The following is a 22,293-nucleotide window of genomic DNA, read 5'->3' on the forward strand; positions in this document are numbered from 1 at the left end:
AGAGCGCTATGGCTTGGAATGAGCCGGGTGGCAACTCGAATAATCAGGATCCTTGGGGTGGCAAACGCCGCAATAATGGCGACCGCAAGGGGCCACCGGATCTCGACGAGGCCTTCCGAAAGCTGCAGGAAAGCCTGAACGGGTTGTTCGGTGGTGGTAAGAAACGTGGTGATGACGGCGGTGGTTCGGGCAAGAGCAGTGGCGGCTTCGGCGGTCTGCTCGGCATTGGCCTCGTTGTGCTGGCGGCTGTCTGGCTGTACAGCGCGGTCTACGTGGTCGACGAGCAGGAGCAAGCCGTGGTGCTGCGCTTCGGCAAGTACTACGAGACTGTCGGCCCGGGCCTGAACATCTATTTCCCGCCGATCGATAAAAAGTACATGGAAAACGTCACGCGTGAGCGTGCCTACACCAAGCAGGGCCAGATGCTGACCGAAGACGAGAACATCGTCGAAGTGCCGCTGACCGTGCAGTACAAGATCAGCAACCTGCAGGACTTCGTGCTGAACGTCGATCAGCCGGAAATCAGCCTGCAGCATGCGACCGACAGTGCCCTGCGCCACGTGGTGGGTTCCACCGCCATGGACCAGGTGCTGACCGAAGGTCGTGAATTGATGGCCAGCGAAATCAAGGAGCGTCTGCAACGCTTCCTCGATACCTATCGCACCGGTATCACCGTCACTCAGGTCAACGTACAGAGCGCAGCGGCACCGCGTGAAGTGCAGGAAGCCTTCGATGACGTGATCCGCGCCCGTGAAGACGAGCAGCGTTCGCGCAACCAGGCTGAAACCTACGCCAACGGCGTCGTGCCGGAAGCCCGTGGTCAGGCCCAGCGTATCCTTGAGGATGCCAACGGTTACCGTGACGAGACGGTCTCGCGCGCCAAGGGTGAAGCCGACCGCTTTACCAAACTGGTCGCCGAGTATCGCAAGGCACCTGAGGTGACCCGCCAGCGTCTGTACCTGGACACCATGCAGGAAGTCTTCAGCAACACCAGCAAGGTACTCGTGACCGGCAACAAGAACGGCCAGAGCAACCTGCTTTACCTGCCGTTGGACAAAATGATTCAGAACAGTTCGGGCAGCAATGCACCGGTCACCGGTTCGGCTGCCGCCAGTAACAACACGGACGTCACGCCGCATGTCACTGACCTGCCGCAATCGCGCACAAGGGAGACCCGCTGATGAGCAATAAATCGCTGATCGCCCTTATTGTTGGCGTCGTTGTCGTGCTGGTGGGCTGGAACTGCTTCTACATCGTCGCTCAGACCGAGCGTGCGGTGCTGCTGCAATTCGGTCGTGTGGTTCAGGCGGATGTTCAGCCAGGCCTGCATGTGAAAGTGCCTTACGTTAACCAGGTGCGTAAATTCGACGCACGTCTGATGACGCTGGATGCACCGACACAGCGTTTCCTGACCCTGGAAAAGAAAGCCGTGATGGTCGACGCTTATGCCAAGTGGCGCGTGAAAGATGCCGAGCGCTTCTACACCGCGACTTCCGGTCTGAAGCAAATCGCCGACGAGCGTCTGTCCCGTCGTCTGGAGTCCGGTCTGCGTGACCAGTTCGGTAAGCGCACCCTGCACGAAGTGGTGTCGGGTGAGCGTGATGCACTGATGGCTGACATCACCGCATCGCTGAACAAAATGGCGGAAAAAGAGCTGGGTATCGAAGTGGTCGATGTCCGGGTCAAGACCATCGATCTGCCTAAAGAAGTGAACCGCAGCGTGTTCGAACGTATGAGCACCGAGCGTGAGCGTGAAGCTCGCGAGCACCGCGCCAAGGGTAACGAGCTGGCGGAAGGCATCCGTGCCGACGCCGATCGTCAACGCCGCGTGCTGCTGGCTGAAGCCTATCGTGAATCCGAAGAGGTTCGCGGTGACGGTGATGCCCAGGCCGCTGCGATCTACTCCAAGGCCTACGGCCAGGATCAGGAGTTCTACAGTTTCTACCGTAGCCTGCGCGCCTACCGTGAAAGCTTCGCGAACAAATCCGACGTATTGGTCCTCGACCCAAGCAGCGACTTTTTCCACTACCTGGAAAAGGCCAAGCCTTGATATGCCGTTGACCTGAATCATTCCGCCCGGCGGCTAATACCTCGGGCGGGGTGATCCTTTGGGAAAACGTGTGTATGATGCGGCAGCCGGGAAATTCCCGGCTTTTTTGCGTCTGCACGTTTGATTGCTGTTTTTTGTTGCAGGCATCGGGTTGAATGGCCCGAGAGTATTTCGAGGAAAGTGATGGGCGAAGCCGGTAACAGGCCTTTCGCCGCGTCGTTCATGCGCGTGCGTTTTGAACGGACCGGTCATTTTCTGCTTCACTCAAGGCTCGCCCGCAGGCTGGCCGCCCGGATCAAAGGGGAATGGCGTAATGGCAACGGTAGACCGCTGGCTGCTGCCAGATGGCATCGAAGAAGTACTGCCACCGGAAGCGGCGCGCATTGAAGTCGCGCGTCGTCAGGTGTTGGATCTGTTCCAGAGCTGGGGTTACGAGTTTGTCGTGACTCCCCATATCGAGTACCTGGAATCCCTGCTGACCGGCGCGGGCCAGGACCTGGATCTGCGTACCTTCAAGGTCATCGACCCGCAGTCGGGCCGGCAGATGGGTTTCCGTGCCGACATCACGCCGCAAGTGGCGCGCATCGATGCGCACACCCTGCGTCGCGAAGGTCCGAGCCGTCTGTGCTACGCCGGCAGTGTGCTGCATGCCCAGCCGCGTGCACTGTCGTCCTCGCGCAGCCCGATCCAGTTGGGCGCCGAGTTGTACGGCGACGCCAGCCCGAGCAGCGACGTTGAAGTGATCAGCCTGATGCTGGCCATGCTGCAACTGGCCGACGTGCCGGATGTGCACATGGATCTTGGTCATGTCGGCATCTACCGTGGCCTGGCGCGTGCCGCCGGTCTGTCCGGTGAAGTCGAGCAGCAGTTGTTCGACGCGCTGCAACGCAAAGCCATCGACGAGGTCATTACCTTGACCGAAGGCCTGCCGGCCGACCTGTCCGGCATGCTGCGTGCGCTGGTTGATCTGTGCGGCGGCCGTGAAGTGTTAAGCGCTGCCCGTGAGCGTCTGGCCAATGCGCCGGCGCCGGTTCTGGCAGCACTGGAAGATTTGCTGGCGATCGCCGAGCGTCTGTCGGCGCGCTTCCCGGAGCTGCCGTTGTACTTCGATCTGGGCGAGCTGCGTGGCTACCACTACCACACCGGTGTGGTGTTTGCGGTGTTCGTACCGGGCGTTGGCCAGTCCATCGCTCAGGGCGGTCGTTACGATGACATCGGCGCAGATTTTGGCCGCGCCCGTCCAGCGACAGGCTTCTCCACCGATTTGAAAACCCTGGTGACCCTGGGGCGTGCTGAGATCGAGCTACCGTCTGGCGGTATCTGGATGCCTGACAGTACGGATGCGGCACTCTGGCAGCAGGTTTGCCAGTTGCGCAGTGAGGGTCAGCGTGTCGTTCAGGCGTTGCCTGGACAACCTTTGGCCGCCGCCCGTGATGCGGACTGCGACCGGCAATTGATTCAGCAGAACGGGCTTTGGCAAGTATCGCCACTGGCTTCTTGAGTTTTCCTGCCGGCCATCGCCGGCACCAAGTTTGCGCGAATGAGGACAAGTGTTATGGGTAAGAATGTCGTAGTCCTGGGCACCCAATGGGGTGATGAGGGCAAAGGCAAGATCGTTGATCTGCTGACCGAACATGCTGCAGCCGTAGTGCGCTACCAAGGTGGCCACAACGCTGGCCACACACTGGTGATCGACGGCGAGAAAACCGTCCTGCACCTGATTCCGTCGGGCGTGCTGCGCGAAGGCGTGCAGTGCCTGATCGGCAACGGCGTGGTGGTTGCACCTGACGCCCTGCTGCGCGAGATCACCAAGCTGGAAGAGAAAGGCGTACCGGTGCGCGAGCGCCTGCGTATCAGCCCGTCCTGCCCGCTGATCCTGTCTTTCCACGTGGCGCTGGACCAGGCCCGTGAAAAGGCCCGTGGCGAGTTGAAGATCGGTACCACCGGTCGCGGCATCGGCCCGGCGTACGAAGACAAGGTCGCTCGTCGTGGCCTGCGTGTTGGCGACCTGCTGAACATGCCGCGCTTCGAAGACAAGCTGCGTGAACTGGTGGATTACCACAACTTCATGCTGGTCGGGTACTACAAAGAGCCGGCCATCGAGTTCGAAAAGACCCTGGCCGAGTGCAAGGAATACGCAGAGCTGCTGAAGCCGCTGATGCTCGACGTCACCGCCGAGCTGCACGACCTGCGTCGCGCCGGCAAAGACATCATGTTCGAAGGTGCTCAGGGTTCGTTGCTCGACATCGACCACGGTACCTACCCGTACGTGACCAGCTCCAACACCACCGCTGGTGGCGTGGCGACCGGTTCCGGCGTTGGCCCGATGTTCCTGGATTACATCCTGGGCATCACCAAGGCTTACACCACTCGCGTTGGTTCGGGTCCATTCCCGACTGAGCTGTTCGACGACGTCGGCGCGCATCTGGCCAAACAAGGTCACGAGTTCGGTGCGACCACCGGCCGTGCCCGTCGTTGCGGCTGGTTCGATGCGGTTATCCTGCGTCGCGCGATCGATGTGAACAGCATCTCGGGCATCTGCCTGACCAAGCTGGACGTGCTCGACGGTCTGGAAACCATCAACATCTGCGTTGGCTACAAAGATGCCGAAGGCAATGCTGTTGCGCCGACCGACGCTGACAGCTACGTAGGCCTGCAGCCTGTGTACGAAGAAGTGCCGGGCTGGACCGAATCGACCGTGGGCGCCAAGACCCTGGAAGAACTGCCAGCTAACGCTCGTGCCTACATCAAACGCGTTGAAGAGCTGATCGGCGCGCCGATCGACATTATTTCGACGGGCCCGGACCGCAACGAAACCATCGTTCTGCGTCATCCGTTTGCTTGATAAGTCGTTGATGTAAAAACACAAAGGCCCCTTCATCGGGGCCTTTGTCGTTTATGCCTGTTGGACGGCATGACCTTTGCTGTGAATCTGTCTACAAGAGTGCCATCAAATTAATGGCGTCAGAAGTAGAGGGATTCACAGTGTCGGCCGTTCTCTCACTGTTACAAAGCCGTTTGTTGCGGCCCGTGTTCGTTACCCTTGGTATCGCCCTTTTGGTGCAGGTGTTGGTGGCGGTTGCCCTGACGCGGAGCACCGTCACCGCGCTGGAAGCTGATTTGGCGGTGCGCTTGGGCGCCGACAGCCAGAAACTCTCCGCTGAGCTGGAGCAGGCCGGGCGTGAAGTCACGTCGAGCCTCGATGCCTTGTCTGCCAGCACCCGCCAGCGGCTGACTGCCGGTCTGTCTTTGCGCCTGAAAGACGAGCAGGCGCAGTTGCGTGCGACGTTGGAAAAGGATCTAAAGGATTCGGCCAATGACATGGCGCAATTGCTCGCCTCCGTTGCGCCGCGTGCCATGTGGGACAGCGACGTTCCGACCCTGTCCGAGTTCGCCCGTCGCGCCCAGCGCAATCCCAACGTGCTGTTCGTGGTCTACGACGACGCTACCGGCCAGCACCTGACCCGTTATCTCAACCGCGAAAACCCGATCAATAAGGCTTTACTGGAAAAAGGCCAGGGTGAACGTGCGCTGGATAAAGTGCTGGATGCGGCGAAGAACGATCCTTCGGTTTACTACCTGGAAGCCTCGATCAATCCCAATGGTGTGGAAATCGGCAAGGTGCTGATGGGCGTTTCCACTGCGTCGGTGGAAACCGATCTGGCGGCACTGGACAAGCGCTTCTCCGCGCTGATCGCGAGCAGTGATCAACTGGTCGGCGATAGCCTCAAAGGCGCCGCTGCCGACAGTGCCAAAGCCATGCAGGCGCGCCTGCAATCGGCGCAGTCAACGGCCGTCGAGATGAAAGCCAATACCGCCAATACTGTTCAAGAGGCGGCTGCGACCCTGCGCTGGCGGATCGGCATGGGCCTGGCGTTGGTCGGTTGCGGCGTGTTGCTGTTGCTGGCAGTCGTGCTCGGCCATCGCGTCGTCAATCGCCTGAAGATGCTCAACGCCGCGATGGATGATCTGGCGGCGGGTGAGGGCGACCTGACCAAGCGTGTGCAGATCAACAGCAACGATGAAATTGGCGACATGGCCTCGGCGGTCAATCGCTTTGTGGATAAGTTGCAACCGATCGTGCGTGAGGCAGGTGATGTGGCGCAGCGTACCGGCGTCGAGATTGGTGCGATGACCCTGCGCAATGCCGGTGCAGATGCGGCGGCGGGCATGCAGCGTGATGAAGTGGCGGAGAGTTTGCGCGCACTCTCGCAAATGGCGGATGAAGCGCAATCGGAAAGCCATGCGATGCAAGCGGCGTTGAAGCAGGTTGTGGATATTCGCCAGGCCACTGATGAAAACACCCGCACCTCCGCCAAGGTCGGCAGCCTGATCGAGGCGCTGGCCGGACAAGTCGATACCGGTGCAAAAGTGATCGAGCGACTGGCGCAGCAGAGCGAGCAGATTGAAGTGGTGCTGACGGTAATTCACGGGATCGCCGAGCAGACCAACCTGCTGGCGCTAAACGCTGCCATTGAAGCTGCGCGCGCTGGCGAGACCGGGCGTGGTTTTGCGGTGGTAGCGGACGAAGTTCGGGCGCTGGCCAGCAAGACACAAAGTTCTACCGGCGACATTCAGGCGCATATCGTCGCGTTGCAACAGGGCGCACGTGAGGCGGTCGAGGCAATCGGCCAGGCCGGGCGTCAAGCCAGCGAAGGTTTGCTGGTGTTGCGTGACAGCGCGCGGTTGCAGCAGTCGGTACAAACGTCTGTCGAGCAGGTGCACGCGGCGATTGGTCTGGCAACCCAGGCAGCGGCGCATCAGGCGCAAGGTGCGCAGGCGGTGCGTGGGCGCGTCGAGACGATTCATGCGCAGGCCGAGAAAGCGGCGCAGGCGGTGGTGGAGACCACGGCGAGTGGCAAGGTGCTGGATGGCTTGGCTGCGCAGTTGAAGGCGAGTCTGGGGCAGTTCAGGGCTTGAGGTCGTCTGGGCGGGCCTCTTCGCGAGCAGGCTCGCTCCCACATTAGATCGCGTTCCTCTGATGGAACTCGGTCAACATGTGGGAGTGAGCCTGCTCGCGATAGCGGTATCAGCGACTCAGATACATTCGAGTCGTCAGTAAATAAACCGGCAACCCCGATACCAAAATCAACAACGCCGCATAAGGCGCCGCCGCCGCAAATTCGACATTCGCGGTATGCGCCCACACTTCGGTCGCCAGCGTATTGAGCCCGGTCGGACTCAACAGCAGCGTCGCCGTCAATTCCTTCATCGCATCCAGAAACACCAGCGCAAACGCCGCGCCCAATGCCGGGAAGATAATCGGCAACGTCACCCGGCAAAACGCGGTGAACGACGAAGCGCCCAGCGTCCGCGCAGCTTCTTCCAGCTGTGGCGCAGCCTTGTTCAGGGCCGTGCGGATCGGCGCCTGCGCCAGTGGCAGAAACAGCAGCGCATAAGCGATCAGCAGCAGCCCCGACGTCTGGTACAGCGCCGGCACGTAATGCAGAGCGAAATACACCAGCGTCAACGCAATCACCAATCCTGGCAGTGCATGCAGCAGATACGGCAAGCGTTCGGCCCAGATCGCCAGTTGGCCTTTGTAGCGCACTACCAGCAATCCGACTGGCACTGCCAGCACCAGGCACAATGCCGCCCCGCCAAGAGAAAGCGCCAAAGACGAGAGCAGGGCTTCAGTAATCGCGGCCACCGGAAAAGCCGCCGACGAACCGACCGCCAGCCAATACGCCAACATCCCCAGCGGAATTCCGCTGCCAACAATCGCCAGCATCAGGCAATACAACTGACCGACCGCTGCCCATGGTCCTAGCCGAACCTGCTCAGCCTGACGCGCCGCGCCTTGCCCGGTGCGCACATGCCGGCCTTTGCCGCGTACGCGCAACTCCAGCCACAGCAACACCAGGCACAGCGCCAGCAATACGGCCGACAGCATCGCCGCGTTGGCGTTGCTGAATTCCAGTTCGAATTGCTGATAGATCGCTGTGGTGAAGGTTTGCAGGCCGATGATCGACAACGCGCCGAATTCCACCAGCATGTGCAGGGCGATCAGCAACGAACCCGCCAGCAGTGAAGGCCAGAGCAGCGGTAGGGTGACACGGAAAAACACGCCCCAGCGATTCTGCCCAAGGGTGCGGGCCGATTCTTCAAGGGATGGATCAAGATTGCGCAGGGTTGCCGCCACGGGCAGGAAGATCAGTGGATACTTCGACAGGCTCATGACCAGAATCGCCCCGCCAAGGCCTTCGAACTGCGCGCTCAACGACACCCAGGTGAAGCTGCTGACAAACGCCGGCACTGCGAACGGCAGGCACAGAATCACACCCCACAGGCGTCGTCCCGGCAGATTGCTGCGCTCCAGCAGCCAGGCCAGCGACAGACCGATCACGCCGCACGTAAGGGTTACGCCAACCATTAACGCCAAGGTGTTGCGCAGCAGGCCGAACACATATGGGCGCCACAACAAGTGCAGCGCTTCGGCCCAACCGGCCTGCCAGGCTTTGAGCCCGACATAGGCGAGCGGCAACAGACTCAGTATCACCAGCAACAAAACTGGCAATACCAGCCAGATTGAAGGCCGCTTGCGTTTTGGCACGTAACCCCCGCGCGCGGCGGGGGCGGATAACGATGCGGCCATCAGTTCAAGCCAACTTCACGTTCCAGTTCCAAGGCTTCTTCGGCATTGCCCAGATCGGCCGGGGTTACGTTCGGCGCTTCCAGTTCGCTGAACGGCTTGAGCCCGCGATCCGATTCCATGCCTTTGTGCAGCGGGTATTCGGCGGTGGTTTGGGTGATCACGCGCTGGCCTTCTTCGCTGGCCATATAGGCAAGGAATTGCTGGGCTTCTTTTGGATGTTTGCTGGATTTCAGTACGGCAGCACTGGACACGGTGATCAAGCCGCCGGCGTCGCCACCGGTGAAGTAATGCAGTTTCGAATCCAGTTTGCCTTTCTCGCGTTGCAGTGCGAACCAGTAGTAGTTGTTCACCAGTACGGTAGCGACTTCGCCGTTTTCCACAGCTTTGAGGGCGACCATGTTGTTGCTGTAGGTCTTGCCGAACGCGCGCAGGCCGGTCAGCCATTCCTCGGCGGCATCGCGACCGTGCATTTTGATGATGGCGACGGCTTGTTCCTGAAAGGCGCCGCTGGTCGGTACGAAACCGACTTTGCCTTGCCACTGTGGGTCGGAGAATTCCATTACCGATTTCGGCAGGTCTTTTTCGTCGACCAGTTTCGGGTTGTAGGCGACCACACGAACGCGCGCCGTCACGCCGATCCAGGTGCCGTTGCCAGCCACGTATTTTTCCGGAAGCACGGCCAGCGTGGCGTCATCGGTCTTTGCCAGCAGGCCCAGTTCGCCGAGATTGTTCAGCGGTGGCGATTCTTCGGTGTAGATCACGTCGGCGGGGGAGCGGTCGCCTTCTTCGATGATCTGGCTGGCGAGTTGATTGCTGCTGCCTTTGCGCACGTTGACGTGAATGCCGGTCTTGGCTTCGAAGGCTTTGGCGATCGCGTCGCCGACTTCTTTATGCTGGCCGTTATAGAGAGTCAGGGAAACCGCATCGGCAGCCTGGGTGAGGGGAGTGGCGAGCGCCAGGCCGAGGAGGGTGAAGGTCAGGCCTCGGCGCAGGGTATTTCGAAACATCATTCGCAGGGTTCCTCACTGTCGCATTGCAAAAACTTGCAACAATGATAAACGATATTGTTTCTCAAGTGCGCCTTGCGAGAGGCTGCCAGCTCTGGTACGGCCTCACGTTGAACTGTAGGAGCTGCCGAAGGCTGCGATCTTTTGATCTTGCTTTAAAAACAGGATCAAAGGATCGCAGCCTTCGGCAGCTCCTGCAGGGGGGATTCTGGATTTCTGGAAGCCAGAAACGCAAAAACCCGCTTTCGCGGGTTTCTGTGAAATCCAAGGTCGTGACCTTGAATTTGAATTGGTGCCCAGAAGAAGACTCGAACTTCCACGACCGTAAGGTCACCAGCACCTGAAGCTGGCGTGTCTACCAATTTCACCATCTGGGCAATCATCGCTAGCGTTGCCGCTGTTGATGTGGCGCACTATACGGAGCGACTTTTGATCTGTAAACCCCTGATTTAATTTTAATAAATCAGTTTTAAGAAAACCTGGGCTTAGAATGCAAAAAACCCGCTTTCGCGGGTTTTGTGTGAGCCTTGAAACTGATCTAGTCTCAAGCTCGAAATTGGTGCCCAGAAGAAGACTCGAACTTCCACGACCGTAAGGTCACCAGCACCTGAAGCTGGCGTGTCTACCAATTTCACCATCTGGGCAGTATCGGCAACGCTTGTGCGTCGTCGATGGCGCGCACTATACGGAGCGTCTTTTTAACTGTAAACCCCTCTCAGCAAAAAATATGATTTTTTTTACCGGCGGTGTGCAAAACGGCTTTCAAGTGACGCTACAGCCCTTGATAAGGGCCTTATAGAGTCGGAAATTTCCCGTTTCATGGCGCCTATGCCAAACTAACCCGCATATAGACAAGGTGAAAACTCTCTAATGGCCGATTGGCAGTCCCTCGATCCCGAGGCCGCTCGTGAAGCGGAAAAATATGAAAACCCTATTCCTAGCCGCGAACTGATCCTGGCGCACCTCGCCGATCGGGGTTCGCCTGCTGCCCGCGAGCAACTGGTCGAAGAGTTTGGTCTGACCACAGAAGACCAGATCGAAGCCCTGCGCCGTCGCCTGCGCGCCATGGAGCGCGACGCTCAACTGATCTATACCCGTCGTGGCACGTACGCGCCGGTCGACAAGCTTGACCTGATCCTTGGTCGCATCAGCGGTCACCGTGACGGTTTCGGCTTCCTGGTGCCGGACGATGGCAGCGACGATCTGTTCATGAGCCCGGCGCAGATGCGTCTGGTGTTCGATGGCGACCGTGCACTGGCGCGTGTTTCCGGTCTTGACCGTCGCGGTCGCCGCGAAGGCGTGATCGTCGAAGTGGTGTCGCGTGCTCACGAAACCATCGTTGGTCGCTACTTCGAAGAAGGCGGCATCGGTTTTGTCGTCGCAGACAATCCGAAGATCCAGCAAGAAGTGCTGGTCACGCCGGGCCGTAACGCCAACGCGCAGATCGGTCAGTTCGTTGAGGTGAAAATCACCCACTGGCCAACGCCGCGCTTCCAGCCGCAAGGTGACGTGGTCGAAGTGGTCGGCAACTACATGGCGCCGGGCATGGAGATCGATGTCGCCCTGCGCACCTACGACATTCCGCATGTCTGGCCTGAAGCCGTTCTGAAAGAAGCGGCCAAGCTCAAGCCGGAAGTCGAAGAAAAAGACAAAGAGAAGCGCGTCGACCTGCGCCATCTGCCGTTCGTCACCATCGACGGTGAAGATGCCCGCGACTTCGACGATGCTGTTTATTGTGAAGCCAAACCGGGCAAGCTGCGCCTGTTCTCCGGCGGCTGGAAGTTGTACGTGGCGATTGCCGACGTTTCCAGCTACGTGAAGATCGGCTCGGCGCTGGACAACGAAGCACAAGTGCGCGGCAACTCGGTGTACTTCCCCGAGCGTGTAGTGCCGATGCTGCCTGAGCAACTGTCCAACGGTCTGTGCTCGCTGAACCCGCACGTCGATCGTCTGGCCATGGTTTGCGAGATGACCATCTCCAAGTCCGGCGAAATGACCGACTACTGCTTCTATGAAGCGGTGATCCATTCCCATGCTCGTCTGACGTACAACAAAGTCAGTGCGATGCTGGAAACGCCGAAAATCACCGAGGCGCGTCAGCTTCGCGGTGAGTACAACGATGTTCTGCCGCACCTCAAGCAGCTTTATGCGCTGTACAAGGTTCTGCTGGCTGCCCGTCACGTCCGTGGCGCGATCGATTTCGAAACGCAGGAAACCCGAATCATCTTCGGTACCGAGCGCAAGATTGCCGAAATTCGTCCGACCACCCGTAACGACGCGCACAAGCTGATCGAGGAATGCATGCTGGCGGCTAACGTGGCCACCGCCGAATTCCTCAAGAAGCACGAAATTCCTGCGCTGTACCGCGTCCACGACGGTCCGCCACCGGAGCGTCTGGAAAAACTGCGCGCGTTCCTTGGCGAACTCGGTTTGTCCCTGCACAAAGGCAAGGACGGTCCATCGCCGAAGGACTATCAGGCATTGCTGGCAAGCATCAAGGATCGTCCGGATTTCCACCTGATCCAGACCGTGATGTTGCGTTCGCTGAGCCAGGCGGTGTACAGCGCTGACAACCAGGGCCACTTCGGCCTGAATTACGAAGCCTATACCCACTTCACTTCGCCGATCCGTCGTTACCCGGATTTGCTCACGCACCGCGCGATCCGCAGCGTGATCCATTCGAAACAGGACACCCCGCACGTTCGCCGTGCCGGTGCGATGACCATTCCGAAGGCGCGCATCTATCCGTACGACGAAGCAGCGCTGGAGCAGCTCGGCGAGCAATGCTCGATGAGCGAACGCCGTGCCGACGAAGCGACCCGCGACGTCGTGAACTGGCTCAAGTGCGAGTTCATGAAGGATCGCGTGGGCGAATCGTTCCCGGGCGTGATCACCGCAGTGACCGGTTTTGGTCTGTTCGTCGAGCTGACCGATATCTACGTCGAAGGCCTGGTGCACGTCACCGCGCTGCCGGGCGATTACTACCACTTCGATCCTGTGCATCACCGCCTGGCGGGCGAGCGCACCGGTCGTAGCTTCCGTCTGGGCGATACCGTTGAGGTGCGCGTCATGCGTGTCGACCTCGACGAGCGCAAGATCGACTTCGAGATGGCGGAAAAAACCATCAGCGCGCCGATCGGTCGCAAAAAGCGTGGTGCTGAAACTGCCGCACCGGCCGCCAAGGAAAAAGCCGAAGCGGCTCCTGCGAAAAGCGCTGGTCGTCGTCCAGCCAAAGAGAAAGCTGCCGAAGCCTATCGCCCAAGCGACGCCGTAGCGAAAAACGCCGAGCTGCGCAAAAGCCGTGAAATGAAGAAAGCTCTGCTTTCCGATGCCAAAAACGGTGGTAAAGCGGCGTCCGGGGGAAAGACCGGACGGTCGGCGCCTGAAAAGGCCTCCGGCGGCAAGCCAGCAAAACCGAGCAAACACCGTAAAGGCCCGCCAAAAGCGGGTTCTGCTCCAGCCAAAAGTGGCGGGGCACGTAAACCGAAGGCGAAGTCATGAGTCAGTTGGAAAAAATCTACGGCGTTCACGCGGTAGAAGCGTTGCTGCGTCACCACCCGAAACGCGTCAAGCAGATCTGGTTGGCGGAAAGCCGCAACGATCCGCGCGTGCAGACCCTGGTTGAGCTGGCCAACGAAAATCGTGTCCAGGTCGGTCAGGCCGAGCGCCGCGAAATGGACGCCTGGGTTGAAGGTGTTCACCAAGGCGTAGTCGCGGAAGTCAGCCCGAGCCAGGTCTGGGGTGAAGCGATGCTCGACGAGCTGCTCGACCGCACCGAAGGCGCGCCACTGTTGCTGGTGCTCGACGGCGTGACCGATCCGCACAACCTCGGCGCCTGCCTGCGCTCGGCCGATGCGGCCGGCGCGCTGGCGGTGATCGTGCCGAAAGACAAATCGGCAACTTTGACGCCGGTCGTGCGTAAAGTCGCTTGCGGCGCGGCGGAAGTGATTCCGCTGGTTGCGGTGACCAACCTCGCGCGCACTCTGGAAAAGCTCCAGCAGCGCGGTCTGTGGATTGTCGGTACGGCGGGTGAGGCTGAGGTCAGCATTTATGACCAGGACCTGACCGGCCCGACCATCCTGATCATGGGCGCCGAAGGCAAAGGCATGCGTCGCTTGACTCGCGAACACTGCGACTATCTGGTGAAGCTACCGATGGCCGGTAGTGTCAGCAGTCTGAACGTGTCCGTGGCAACTGGCGTGTGCCTGTTCGAAGCGCAGCGTCAGCGCGGTGCCAAAGCCAAGGCTGCCACCAAGAAATCCTGATCTGCTGCAAATCCCCTGTAGGAGTGAGCCTGCTCGCGATAGCGGTGCAACATTCAGCATCAAAGTTGAATGTTACCCCCTCATCGCGAGCAGGCTCACTCCTACATTGTTTTGTGGGAAGGCGAAGATCGTTGGTTGTTCAAATAATCACCAATTGCCTTGCACCTCTTCTGTCCCTTCTCTACAATTGCGCCCCTTGCTGTGACGGCAGGCACGCATGTGCCCCGCGCCAGCAAGTCCATAAGTGTCATTCACTCCTTGTCTGACCGTTTTTGAGCGGCAGGCTACAACCCGTAAGGAGCATTCATGCGTCATTACGAAATCATCTTTTTGGTCCACCCGGATCAAAGCGAGCAAGTCGGCGGCATGGTTGAGCGTTACACCAAGCTGATCGAAGAAGACGGCGGCAAAATCCACCGTCTGGAAGATTGGGGCCGTCGTCAACTGGCCTACGCAATCAACAATGTTCACAAGGCTCACTACGTGATGCTGAACGTTGAGTGCACTGGCAAGGCCCTGGCCGAGCTGGAAGACAACTTCCGCTACAACGATGCAGTGATCCGTAACCTGGTCATCCGTCGCGACGAAGCCGTTACCGGCCAGTCCGAGATGCTCAAGGCTGAAGAAAACCGCAGTGAGCGCCGTGAGCGTCGCGATCGTCCTGAGCACGAAGGCGCTGAAAGCGCTGAAGGCGAAGAGAACGACAGCGATAACGCTGACGAGTAATCCACGGACCTTATTAAGGAGCCTATCAAATGGCACGTTTCTTCCGTCGTCGTAAATTCTGCCGTTTCACCGCTGAAGACGTGAAAGAGATCGATTACAAAGATCTCAACACTCTGAAAGCCTACGTATCCGAGACCGGCAAAATCGTTCCAAGCCGCATCACCGGTACCAAAGCTCGTTATCAGCGTCAGCTGGCCACCGCTATCAAGCGCGCCCGCTTCCTGGCCCTGCTGGCCTACACCGACAGCCACGGCCGCTGAGACCGGGCAGTCGACAAGTAGCAAAGGATTGAATGCATGCGTGCCTTAGCTGAGTTCATCATGCGAGGCCGTATGCAGGCCACTCTCGTGGTGGCCGGATGTGCAACATTGCCGTTGTTGTATTGGTTGGGCGCTGCCGCCGGGAGCCTTGTGCTGCTGCGGCGCGGACTGACGGACGCCCTGGGTGTTCTGTCTCTGGGGCTGCTGCCGGCATTGATCTGGTGGCTGTATGCCGATGATCCACGCGCACTTCTGGTGCTGCTGGGGTCTTCGGGACTTGCGTTGGTTTTGCGCGCAAGTGAGTCCTGGGTTCGCACGCTGCTGGTCAGCGTAGTGATTGGAGTGGTGTTTTCGGTGGTGCTCGGGGCCGCGTTTGCGGCCCAGATCGAGATGCTCGCGCAGGCCTTGATAAAGGTCATGCCGGCGCTTCTCGGTGAGACCTACAAGCAATTGTCGGTCGATGAGCAAGCGCGTTTCGCGTCCCTGATTGCACCAGTCCTGACCGGACTGATTGCGGCGCTGTTGCAAATCGTCAGCGTGCTGAGCCTGATTGTCGGGCGGCATTGGCAGGCGTTGTTGTACAACCCGGGTGGTTTTGGTCGCGAGTTTCGCGCCATCCGGATCCCGCTGGGGCCGGCGATGTTGCTGCTGGCGTTGATGCTTCTGGGCCCGAATCTCGGTGCACAGATGGCCATGTTGACGCCGTTGTGCAGTGTACCGCTGGTGTTCGCCGGACTTGCCCTGATTCATGGGCTGGTCGGGCAGAAGCGACTGGCCGGTTTCTGGCTGGTGGGGTTGTACGTCACGCTGCTGTTGTTCATGCAGCTGATCTATCCGTTGCTCGTGGTCCTGGCCATTGTCGACAGCCTGATTGATTTTCGCGGTCGTCACGTGTCGAAAGACACCGACAGCGCGAACGGTGAAGGTTAAAAGTTAGAGGATTTTCACATGCAACTGATCCTTCTGGAAAAAATCGCCAACCTGGGCAACCTGGGCGACAAAGTAAACGTTAAGGCCGGTTACGGCCGTAACTACCTGCTGCCTTTCGGCAAAGCTACCGCTGCGACCGCTGCCAACCTGGCTGCGTTCGAAGAGCGTCGTGCTGAGCTGGAAAAAGCTGCCGCAGACCGTAAAGCATCGGCTGAAAGCCGTGCTGCCCAACTGGCCGAGCTGGAAGTGACCATCACTGCCACCGCTGGCGACGAAGGCAAGCTGTTCGGTTCGATCGGTACTCACGACATCGCTGACGCACTGACCGCCTCCGGCGTTGAAGTTGCGAAAAGCGAAGTTCGTCTGCCGAACGGCACCATCCGCAACGTGGGTGAATTCGACGTGGCTGTGCACCTGCACGCCGAAGTTGAAGCCACCGTACGCGTTGTCGTGGTAGCAGCTTAAGCAACACTGATCGGCTGGCGGCTTGTCCGTCAGACGGTTAACATCGGGCACGATCCTGTTATACAGGTCGTGCCCTTTGTCTTTCTGAATTCCCTGTTTTTCCAAACAACACAAGTGGCCATGAACGATATCTCCGCTCCAGAGCAATACGATCTGCAAACCGCTGCCCTGAAGGTGCCGCCGCATTCCATCGAAGCCGAACAGGCTGTACTCGGTGGTCTGATGCTGGACAACAACGCCTGGGAACGCGTGCTCGATCAAGTCTCCGACGGCGATTTCTATCGACATGACCACCGTCTGATCTTCCGTGCGATCGCCAAATTGGCCGATCAGAACATGCCGATCGACGTCGTGACCCTGTCCGAGCAATTGGACAAGGAAGGTCAGACCTCGCAAGTCGGCGGCCTCGGTTACCTCGGCGAGCTGGCGAAAAACACGCCATCCGTCGCCAACATCAAGGCCTATGCGCAGATCGTTCGCGAACGAGCGACCTTGCGCCAGTTGATCGGCATCAGTACCGAGATCGCTGATAGCGCCTTCAACCCTGAAGGTCGTACTGCCGCCGAGATTCTTGACGAAGCCGAACGGCAGATCTTCCAGATTGCCGAGGCCCGGCCTAAAACCGGCGGCCCGGTGGGTGTGAACGATTTGCTGACCAAGGCCATCGACAGGATCGACACCTTGTTCAACACTGACAACGCCATCACTGGCTTGTCCACCGGATACACCGATCTCGACGAGAAGACCAGCGGCCTGCAGCCGTCCGACTTGATCATCGTCGCCGGCCGTCCGTCGATGGGTAAAACCACCTTTGCGATGAACCTGGTGGAAAACGCCGTGTTGCGCAGCGAGAAGGCGGTTCTGGTTTACTCCCTCGAGATGCCAGGCGAATCGCTGATCATGCGTATGCTCTCCTCGCTGGGGCGCATCGACCAGACCAAAGTGCGTTCCGGTCAACTCGAAGACGATGACTGGCCGCGCCTGACCTCGGCGGTCAACCTGCTCAACGATCGCAAACTGTTCATCGATGACACTGCCGGTATCAGCCCGTCGGAAATGCGTGCGCGGACCCGGCGTCTGGTGCGTGAACACGGCGACGTCGGCCTGATCATGATCGACTACCTGCAACTGATGCAGATCCCCGGTTCCAGCGGTGACAACCGTACCAACGAAATTTCCGAGATCTCGCGATCCCTGAAAGCGCTGGCCAAGGAATTCAACTGCCCGGTGGTGGCGCTGTCGCAGCTCAACCGTTCCCTGGAACAACGTCCGAACAAACGCCCGGTAAACTCCGACTTGCGCGAATCCGGAGCGATCGAGCAGGACGCCGACGTGATCATGTTCGTGTACCGCGACGAGGTGTATCACCCGGAAACCGAACACAAGGGCATCGCCGAAATCATCATCGGCAAGCAGCGTAACGGCCCGATCGGTTTTATCCGCCTGGCGTTTATCGGCAAGTACACCCGTTTCGAAAACCTTGCCCCAGGCAGCTACAACTTCGACGACGACGAGTGACAGCAGGCCGAAGTCCATCGGCCTGCTGCGACGTATCGATTACAGCATTGCACCACTCGTTCCCGGGGTTTCCTGCGCAGGCGTGACGTCGGCAGGAGGCGCCTCGATCATTGTTCGAGGCTGCAATTCCTGCCGCGTCAGCGTCTGGATCAATGTCGCTTCGACAATCGCCAACTGCGCCGTCACATCATCGGTTTGCATGTTGTATTGAGCCTCGCTCAGCAGGCCTTGTGATGACTGGCTGTCGAGAATTTCCTGGCGATTCTGAAACGGCTGGCGACTCGCATCGAATTGCGCCTGGTATTTGTGAATGATGAAGTCCTGCCAGAAATCCATCGACACCAACGCCTGAAACTCTTCAGGCGAACCATTCAGCGTCGAGACTTTGCGATACGCCGCATCCAGCATTGCCGGGGTAACGCCAGCCATGCCGATAAACGTGAGTGCCTGTGGCTGAAACGGCAATTGCAGCCGATCCTTGAGACCAAAGCGGTAGGCCATGGTCATTTCATGGGGATCGCGTATGCGCAGGTGGTGGCTGTTTCGCAGCTCCCGGGAGGTTGCCGGATCGTCAATGATTGCCCTGCTTGAAGCGATCTCTGCCGCGGCGATGTCGTCGACCTGTTTGAGCCGGAACAATCCTTTGGACAACGCCACCAAGGGGGCGCCATTCAAATCGAGCCTGGCCTGTACGCGCGCCTTGTAAGTCATGGCCAGGACTTGCAGGTCGGTGAAGGTGGCTGCGGCAAGGTCAGTGCAACCTGCTTCGCACGCGCGATCGAACAGTTCTCGACGCAAGGTTCGCGACTGTGGATCGTCTTGGCTGATGACATCGATCACATCCCAGACCTGACGCCGGAAATCGGCATGGTGCGCACGGCTTGCGAGGATGTTGAAGAAGCCGTCTGAGCCTGGCTGCTCGCGCAACGTGCGCCATTGAGTGTTTCTGGCGAACGCTTGATCAGTGGGTAGTCCGTTGGTCCAGATCGGGGTGGGCTCTGCGGCGGTCCTTGCAATGGGGCGTTGAGCCAAAGGAAATGACGTTGTGAACAGGTTGAATCTGTTGTGAAGCCCGGTTTGCGCTTCGTCCAGTTGCATGCGATAGACGCCCATTTGTATCCGCGTCTCATCAGTAATCGGATTATTCGTCAGTAACGTGCCACTGTTCACTTGGACCGAATGCGCCAGGCGCTCCGGGGGCGGAGCAGTGACAAAGTCGGGAATCGTGGTGATCTGGTTATTGCTCAGATCGATCCGGGTCAGCAGGGGTTGATCAAACAGTCCGGTTGGCCAATGCGTGATGCCGGTGTTCGCCAGGCTGACCTCGCGCATATCGGTGATCAGGCTGAAGTCCGGGATCACACCGAGTTGGGGATTGTTGTCGATCCAGAGTGCTCTGAGTGTTGTGCGTCCGGCCAGTATCCGTGCCGTTTCTGCATTGAGCTCAAGTTGGTTGTGCTGCAGAAACAGGCGCGTCATCCCGTGCATTTCTCCTACCGCCGGGGGCAAGTCCCTGAGGCGATTGTTCGACATGTCCAGCCAGCGCACATGACGAAAACGGGTGAGGAAGCCTTCCGGTGACTCCGTCAGGTTCATGCCGCTCAATCTGAGTGAACCAACATGGCTGAAGTCGATGCTCAGATCCGGCAGGGTCGGCAAGGTCAGGCCGCTCAAGTCCAGTTCCAGACCGATCGGCGTGCCGTCGAATGCATGTTTTTGCGCTGTTTCGCGGCGCCAGCAACTGATGATCCGATCCCGCGCTGCGGTGCGGTCATTGCGGGTGGTGGCGTTGATCTGCAGTTGATTGGCACGCACGTAACGCAGGCGGTTGCCGCCCCCGGAAAAGACCCAGTCGTCGAGCTGGGTTTTCAAAAGATCGAATTCTTGTTCCAGCCCGAGCAAGCGTGGTGCAACGGTGCCTTTGTCATGATTCCAGATGAACTCTCTGCACTCCTTGATGGTTTTGCTTGGGAACAGGTTTCGATAGCGCTGCGCCCTGGAGTCTTCGCTATCGAATACGGCGGGATGGGCCGGCTCCATCAGCTCGGGGTGAGACTCTTTAAGGCGTCGCCAGTAGCCGTCGAATTTTCGCCAGTACGCAGAGGGGAAGTCGTTGCCTTCAAGCCGCGTGACGTTGTTGATCCGCGCGACGACAGCCAGCGTCTCGGGTGTCGGGTTGAGGTTGGCCTGGGGAACCTCGCTCAAGCGATTGTCGCGCAGGTCCAGGTGGTTCAAAGCGGTTTTGTCGAGCAGCCCGGCAGGCCACTGACTGAGGCCTGTGTTTTTCAGGTTCAAGGCTTGCAACCCGGACATGGTGCTGAAGTCGGGCACTGCCCGCAGTTGATTGTTGGACAGATCGATCTGTTTCAACTGGTGCAGTGCACCGAGTGCCAAAGCGCTTTGCTCATCCAGTTTTATCTGGTTTGAACTCAGGTCCAGATAGTTGAGTTTGTCCATCTCGGCGATTTTTTGCGGCAGTTTATCGATGCCGGAGTTAACGATGCTCAGGCTTTCCAGATTGGGGCAATTGGACAGAAGCGTATTGGCGGTGTCCGACCAGATGACCGAGTCGAGACTGAGGGATTTGATGTGGCTGAAATCCACGGTCAGCAGGGGTAATGGACCGTACAGCGGTGGCAGTTTCAGTACGCCGTCCGATTCGCCTAGCCAGCAGCCTCTGATGATCCTTGCCAGGCGGGTGGCGTTGACTCTTTCCGGGCCCCTGGCATAGGCCGGGCCGGGTTGACTGTCGGCGATGTAGGCCTGCAGTTGCGTTTCCAGTAACGCGAAACCGGCAAGGCGTCGCGCGATCTGCTCTTCGGCGCCATCACCCAGGGCGAGCAGATATTCCCTGGCGGCTTGCGGATCCTTGTCTGGATACATATGCCGCACCATCGCCACTTCGGGAATGTCGCCATCCAGTCTGAACGCGTCGGCGCGGGGGCCGGTGCGCATCGCCGGATAGTCGGCCACTACGCGGCGCCAATAGACCTCAAGCGTTCGCCAGTAGCCGGCCGGGAAGGGATTGCCTTCAATCAGGGTGACCGAGTTGATACGGGCGATCGCCAGTAGTTCATTGCTTGACGGGGCAAGGTTCGCCTGTGGAATTTCGCGCAGTTGGTTATTGCGCAAGTCGACCACGTCCAGTGCCACCTGATCGCGTAAACCGCTGGGCCAGTGATCCAGTCCAGTGTTGCTCAGGTTCAATGACCGAAGTTGCGACATGCCGCGAAAGTCCGGGATTCTGCCAAGCGGGTTGCTCGACAGGTCGAGGTGTTCAAGCTGTTCGAGTGCGCCCAGTTTTACTGCTGTCTGCTCATCGAGCTGGATTCGGTTCGAGTTCAGCTCCAGAGCCTTGAGAACGGTCATCGGCGCGATATCGGTCGGCAGCTTATCCAGAGTGGAGTGAGTCACCGACAGTTTCTCGAGGTTGGGAAAACTGCCAAGGAAGGTATCGGCGGTGTCCGACCAGGCGACCGCTTTCAGCTCCAGAGTTCGTACATGGCTGAAATCAGCCGTCAGTGGCGCAAGGATTGCCTCTGCCAAATCAAGTTTCAGCGTCGTCCCCGTCTGCCGCTTCCAGCAACGTTTTATTTCTTCGACAGCACGCTCCACCGCGGGATGTGCAGCTTCGGTGGGGGCCTGCGAGGATGTCTTCCTGATCCAGGAAGCGAGATCCGCCTTGAGCGCCCTATAACTGGCCTCGCGTTGGGACAGATAGCCGCGGACGTCATCCCCGTGCGAATGCAGAAGCCGGGTGATCTCCTCGTTGTTGAGGGCCGGGAAGAGTTTTCGAGCGCGGGACTCTGGCGTGCGCAAATGATTGATCGCGGTGGCAAACCGTTGCAGCAAGCCGGGCTGCGCGGGGCTGCCTGGCTCGCTGCGGAACATGCCGCCGACACCGCCGACCGGCGTCCCCAGCCAGCCATCGCGAGCATCGAAAATGATCGGCTCCGAGCGCCCGGGACGTGTGGCGATGTAAGTGTTGGTGCTGTCGCCGGCAACCGGATCTTGCGCGCGGACGATACGCATCACCAGTGTCGACGGGGTAGAGGCATCGGTGTCGTGCAGAACCTGATAACTGTGCTTGTCGATCACCGCATAGAGCTTGCCGTTGAGCCGGTGGAGGCCATCGCTGCCCCTTTGAACGTCACTGAAATCCAGTGGCGTACGGAAAGCTTCCAGGCGGGTGCTCGATAATGGCACCCCGATGGGCTCGAAGTGTTCCAGTTCATGCCAGAGTCCCGCGCTGGAGTCTCGCAGCAGCACGGGCCCCGAGGGGCTGGACTCGCTGGGCAGCCTGGCGCGATACAGTCCTGTTTGCGCATCTTTGCTGACCATCACGATGCCGCCAGGTACATCGGCATACTGGCGGCCCTTGTGCGTTCGCAAGCCGTCAGCGTTGCGATCCGACAAACCTGTGGCCGCAGGCACCCAGTAATGTTCCAGGGACTGGCTAGGCGCACGCGGATTTTCA

Annotated in this window: 15 protein-coding genes and 2 tRNA genes; 12 read left to right on the forward strand and 5 right to left on the reverse strand. The window is 59.2% G+C overall.

The window, feature by feature from the left end:
* The first annotated feature begins 8 nt into the window (after nt 1-8).
* From hflK to ACM6JQ_RS03125, 5 genes are all read left to right on the forward strand, one after another.
* A complete protein-coding gene (hflK, locus tag ACM6JQ_RS03105; protein ID WP_007915828.1) occupies nt 9-1,181 on the forward strand; it encodes an FtsH protease activity modulator HflK in 1,173 nt (390 codons plus the stop codon).
* The gene (hflC, locus tag ACM6JQ_RS03110; protein WP_007915830.1) at nt 1,181-2,050 is read left to right on the forward strand and encodes a protease modulator HflC; all 870 of its coding nucleotides are present in this window, start codon (nt 1,181-1,183) and stop codon (nt 2,048-2,050) included. Before hflK ends, hflC begins: the two co-directional genes overlap by 1 nt.
* Before the next feature lie 313 nt (nt 2,051-2,363).
* A complete protein-coding gene (locus tag ACM6JQ_RS03115) occupies nt 2,364-3,551 on the forward strand; it encodes an ATP phosphoribosyltransferase regulatory subunit (RefSeq protein ID WP_007915833.1) in 1,188 nt (395 codons plus the stop codon).
* Nucleotides 3,552-3,605: 54 nt separating this feature from the next.
* On the forward strand, nt 3,606-4,895 hold the full coding sequence (locus ACM6JQ_RS03120) for an adenylosuccinate synthase (RefSeq protein ID WP_007915835.1): 1,290 nt from the start codon (nt 3,606-3,608) through the stop codon (nt 4,893-4,895).
* Nucleotides 4,896-5,035: 140 nt separating this feature from the next.
* Nucleotides 5,036-6,970, forward strand: coding sequence for a methyl-accepting chemotaxis protein (locus ACM6JQ_RS03125; RefSeq protein WP_123376901.1), 1,935 nt, complete (start codon nt 5,036-5,038; stop codon nt 6,968-6,970).
* A 109-nt stretch (nt 6,971-7,079) separates the two neighbouring features.
* On the opposite strand, the gene ACM6JQ_RS03130 is transcribed toward ACM6JQ_RS03125, so the two are convergent.
* The 4 genes from ACM6JQ_RS03130 to ACM6JQ_RS03145 form a co-directional block, all read right to left on the reverse strand.
* A complete protein-coding gene (locus ACM6JQ_RS03130; RefSeq protein WP_095113499.1) occupies nt 7,080-8,645 on the reverse strand; it encodes an ABC transporter permease in 1,566 nt (521 codons plus the stop codon).
* Nucleotides 8,645-9,655: an extracellular solute-binding protein gene (locus tag ACM6JQ_RS03135; RefSeq protein WP_095113500.1), complete on the reverse strand. Its 1,011-nt coding sequence runs from the start codon at nt 9,653-9,655 to the stop codon at nt 8,645-8,647. The genes ACM6JQ_RS03130 and ACM6JQ_RS03135 overlap by 1 nt, the downstream gene beginning before the upstream one ends.
* A gap of 287 nt (nt 9,656-9,942) precedes the next feature.
* Nucleotides 9,943-10,029, reverse strand: a tRNA-Leu gene (locus ACM6JQ_RS03140).
* Nucleotides 10,030-10,209: 180 nt separating this feature from the next.
* Nucleotides 10,210-10,296 (reverse strand) — tRNA-Leu (locus ACM6JQ_RS03145).
* 226 nt (nt 10,297-10,522) lie between these two features.
* On the opposite strand from ACM6JQ_RS03145, the gene rnr reads away from it, so the two are divergent.
* From rnr to dnaB, 7 genes are all read left to right on the forward strand, one after another.
* Nucleotides 10,523-13,153, forward strand: a complete 2,631-nt coding sequence (gene rnr, locus ACM6JQ_RS03150; RefSeq protein WP_095113501.1) for a ribonuclease R — start codon at nt 10,523-10,525, stop codon at nt 13,151-13,153.
* Nucleotides 13,150-13,917: a 23S rRNA (guanosine(2251)-2'-O)-methyltransferase RlmB gene (gene rlmB, locus ACM6JQ_RS03155; protein WP_007915843.1), complete on the forward strand. Its 768-nt coding sequence runs from the start codon at nt 13,150-13,152 to the stop codon at nt 13,915-13,917. The genes rnr and rlmB overlap by 4 nt, the downstream gene beginning before the upstream one ends.
* A gap of 306 nt (nt 13,918-14,223) precedes the next feature.
* The gene (gene rpsF / locus ACM6JQ_RS03160; protein WP_007915844.1) at nt 14,224-14,643 is read left to right on the forward strand and encodes a 30S ribosomal protein S6; all 420 of its coding nucleotides are present in this window, start codon (nt 14,224-14,226) and stop codon (nt 14,641-14,643) included.
* 29 nt (nt 14,644-14,672) lie between these two features.
* Entirely contained in the window at nt 14,673-14,903 is a 231-nt protein-coding gene (rpsR, locus tag ACM6JQ_RS03165; protein ID WP_002551829.1) for a 30S ribosomal protein S18, read from the forward strand.
* Between the two features lie 36 nt (nt 14,904-14,939).
* Nucleotides 14,940-15,833 (forward strand): hypothetical protein, encoded by an 894-nt coding sequence (locus ACM6JQ_RS03170; RefSeq protein WP_007915845.1) that lies wholly within the window; start codon nt 14,940-14,942, stop codon nt 15,831-15,833.
* 18 nt (nt 15,834-15,851) lie between these two features.
* On the forward strand, nt 15,852-16,298 hold the full coding sequence (gene rplI, locus ACM6JQ_RS03175; RefSeq protein WP_003186385.1) for a 50S ribosomal protein L9: 447 nt from the start codon (nt 15,852-15,854) through the stop codon (nt 16,296-16,298).
* Nucleotides 16,299-16,418: 120 nt separating this feature from the next.
* Entirely contained in the window at nt 16,419-17,816 is a 1,398-nt protein-coding gene (dnaB, locus tag ACM6JQ_RS03180) for a replicative DNA helicase (RefSeq protein ID WP_007915846.1), read from the forward strand.
* Between the two features lie 39 nt (nt 17,817-17,855).
* On the opposite strand, the gene ACM6JQ_RS03185 is transcribed toward dnaB, so the two are convergent.
* Nucleotides 17,856-22,250, reverse strand: coding sequence for an NEL-type E3 ubiquitin ligase domain-containing protein (locus tag ACM6JQ_RS03185; RefSeq protein ID WP_414893210.1), 4,395 nt, complete (start codon nt 22,248-22,250; stop codon nt 17,856-17,858).
* Between the last annotated feature and the right edge of the window lie 43 nt (nt 22,251-22,293).

It is taken from the genome of Pseudomonas sp. IT-232MI5, from assembly GCF_949767845.1.
Taxonomy (GTDB): domain Bacteria; phylum Pseudomonadota; class Gammaproteobacteria; order Pseudomonadales; family Pseudomonadaceae; genus Aquipseudomonas.